Raw genomic sequence first — 2,839 nt, 5'->3', positions numbered from 1 at the left:
GGGCTCACCGTCGAGGTGGCCGCCCCGCGGGAGCCGGCGCTACGCGCCGAGGTCGTGCGGCGCCGGATGGCCTACGACGCCGATCCGGTCGCCTTCACCGCGCGCTACCGCGACGCGGACCGCGCCCTGACCGAGCGAGTCGAGACCGCCCGCGAGCGTCTCGCCAAGGTGCGGCTCACCGAGGCCGCGCTCATGAAGATCGCCGAAGTCTGCGCCAGGTTCGAGGTCGACGGGCTCCGCGCCGACATCGTCACCGCCCGCACCGCAGTCGCCCACGCCGCCTGGGACGGTCGGGACGAGGTCACCCGCGCCGACATCCGACGCGCCGCACTGCTGGCGCTGCCACACCGGCGTCGCCGCAACCCCTTCGACGCCCCCGGTCTCGACGAGGACCTGCTCGACCAGATCCTCGGCGACGACGAGCTACCGCCCGAGCCGCCGGAGGGACCGGACCCGGATGAGCCGCCGACTTCTCCCGAGGACAACACCCAGGATCAGGCGCAGGCTGACGGACCGCGGGACGAGGCCGCTGACGGTGACAGCGACCAGGCGCCGGCGACCGACAGCACTCCGGCCGAGTCCGGCGCCGAGCAGCCGACGACGCCTCCCGCAGGCTCCGAGGCCGGTTCGAGGGTTCGTGCCACCGCGCCGTACCGACCGCGACTGCTGAAGGTGCAGGGGCTCGGCGAGGGCGCGGCCGGACGACGCAGTCGAGCCCTCGCGAGCACCGGCCGCCGCGTCGGCGCCCGGCGACCGGACGGCCCCACCGGCTCCCTGCACCTCGTGGAGACGCTGCTCGCCGCCGCCGGCAAGCAGCCCTCCCGGGGGCGCACGACCGGCCGGGTGGAACTGCGCAACGAAGACCTCCGGGTCGCCGTACGGGAGGGTCGCGAGGCCAATCTTGTCCTCTTCTGCGTCGACGCCTCCGGCTCCATGGCCGCGCGCAAGCGCATGACCCAGGTGAAGACCGCGATCCTCTCGCTGCTGCTCGACGCCTACCGCCGCCGCGACAAGGTCGGCCTGGTCACCTTCCGGGGCGCCGAGGCGACTGTCGCGCTGCCGCCCACGCACTCTGTCGACATCGCTGCCGCGCTGCTTGACGAGGTTCCGGCAGGGGGACGCACGCCGCTGGCCGAAGGTCTGCTCGAAGCCGCGCGCGTGCTGACCCGCGAACGCATGCGAGATCCACGGCTCCGATCGCTCCTGGTCCTGGTCACCGACGGTCGTGCCACGGGCGGGAAGGACGCTGTCGCACGGTCACAGCAGGCTGCGGAGTACGTCGCCGGCCTCGGTGTCACCACGGTCGTCATCGACGGCGAGAGCGGCCCCCTGCGCCTTGGCCTCGCACTGCGCCTCGCCGAGCTGCTGCGCGCCGAACACCTCCCGGTGGCCGAAGTCACTGCCGAGGCGCTGGCCGGCACGGTCCGATCCCACACGCAGACGGGAGCGGCCTGATGCCCCAGGGCAAGCCCGCCGTCGTCCCCGACGACGGCCTCACGACGAAGCAGCGCCGCAACCGACCGCTGCTGGTGGTGCACACCGGCGACGGCAAGGGAAAGTCCACCGCCGCCTTCGGGCTCGCGCTACGCGGCTGGAACCAAGGCTGGAAGATCGGTGTCTTCCAGTTCGTGAAGTCGGCCAAGTGGCGCATCGGCGAGCAGACCGTCCTGGAGCGACTGGGCCGGCTGCACGAGGAGACCGGCGACGGCGGCCCGGTCGAGTGGCACAAGATGGGTTCCGGCTGGTCGTGGACCCGCAAGCAGGGCGACGCCGAAGACCACGAGACCGCGGCCCGTGAGGGCTGGCAGGAGATCAAGCGCCGCCTCGCCGACGAGAGCCACGACCTGCTGATCCTCGACGAGTTCACCTACCCGCTGAAGTGGGGCTGGGTCGACGTCCAGGACGTCGTCGAGACGCTGACCGACCGCCCGGGCTACCAGCACGTGATCATCACGGGCCGCAACGCCGATCCACGCCTGGTCGAGGCCGCCGACCTGGTCACGGAGATGAGCAAGGTCAAGCACCCGATGGACGCCGGTCAGAAGGGCCAGAGGGGCATCGAGTGGTAGCCCTGCCCCGGGTCGTCGTTGCAGCGCCGTCGACCGGGCAGGGCAAGACCACGATCGCCACCGGCCTGATGGCGGCTCTCCGGCTGGCCGGACACGAGGTGAGCGGCCACAAGGTCGGGCCCGACTACATCGACCCCGGCTACCACGCCCTGGCAACCGGCCGACCCGGCCGCAACCTCGACCCGCACCTCGTCGGCGAACACCGTGTGGTCCCGCTGCTCCTGCACGGCGCGTCCAACGCCGACGTCGCGGTTATCGAGGGAGTCATGGGCCTCTACGACGGACGACTGGGCACCGACGGATTCGCCTCCACCGCCCACGTCGCCACCCTCACCAAGACACCGATCCTGCTCGTCCTCGACGTTGCCAAGCTGTCCCGCTCGGCAGGGGCGATCGCCCTCGGCATGGCCACCTTCGACCCGGGAATCCGGGTGGCCGGCGTCGTTCTCAACCGGGCGGGGTCGGACCGCAACACCGCCGAGATCATCGGCTCGCTCGAGCAAACGGGCCTGCCGGTTCTTGGCGTCATGCCGCACGACGACCAACTCTCCACGCCCTCGCGCCATCTCGGTCTGGTCCCCGCGGTGGAGCGGGACGGCTCGGTCCGAATGATCGAGCGGCTCGGCGAGCAGATCGCTGGTCATCTCGACCTCGCCGCGATCCTCGAGGTCGCCCGCTCCGCCCCCGACCTGGACGTCGAGCCATGGAGCCCCGCACGCGAGATCATATCGGCCGGCACGAGCGGGCACCGGCCGGTCGTCGCGATGGCC

3 protein-coding genes are annotated in these 2,839 nt (G+C 72.0%); all 3 read left to right on the top strand.

Annotation, left to right across the window (positions count from 1 at the left end; translation table 11 throughout):
- Positions 1 to 1,455 (top strand): VWA domain-containing protein (locus ACYVIH_RS15760; protein WP_460870428.1); only part of this gene is annotated, 1,455 nt, incomplete at its 5' end.
- Complete coding sequence (gene cobO / locus ACYVIH_RS15755; protein ID WP_460870427.1) at positions 1,455 to 2,069, top strand: cob(I)yrinic acid a,c-diamide adenosyltransferase; 615 nt, start codon at positions 1,455 to 1,457, stop codon at positions 2,067 to 2,069. The genes ACYVIH_RS15760 and cobO, both read left to right, overlap by 1 nt.
- Positions 2,063 to 2,839: cobyrinate a,c-diamide synthase (locus ACYVIH_RS15750; protein WP_460870426.1), on the top strand; the 777-nt coding region annotated here is incomplete at its 3' end. The genes cobO and ACYVIH_RS15750, both read left to right, overlap by 7 nt.

The sequence above is a fragment of the Nocardioides pakistanensis genome, assembly GCF_054781215.1.
Note: the sequence above shows the minus strand (reverse complement) of the source record. Positions and strands in the feature narration are given on the sequence as shown.

Bases quoted from the DNA above. Each gene is read 5' to 3' on its own strand.
- cobO (WP_460870427.1), top strand. From the start codon at position 1,455: ATGCCCCAGGGCAAGCCCGCCGTCGTCCCCGACGACGGCCTCACGACG.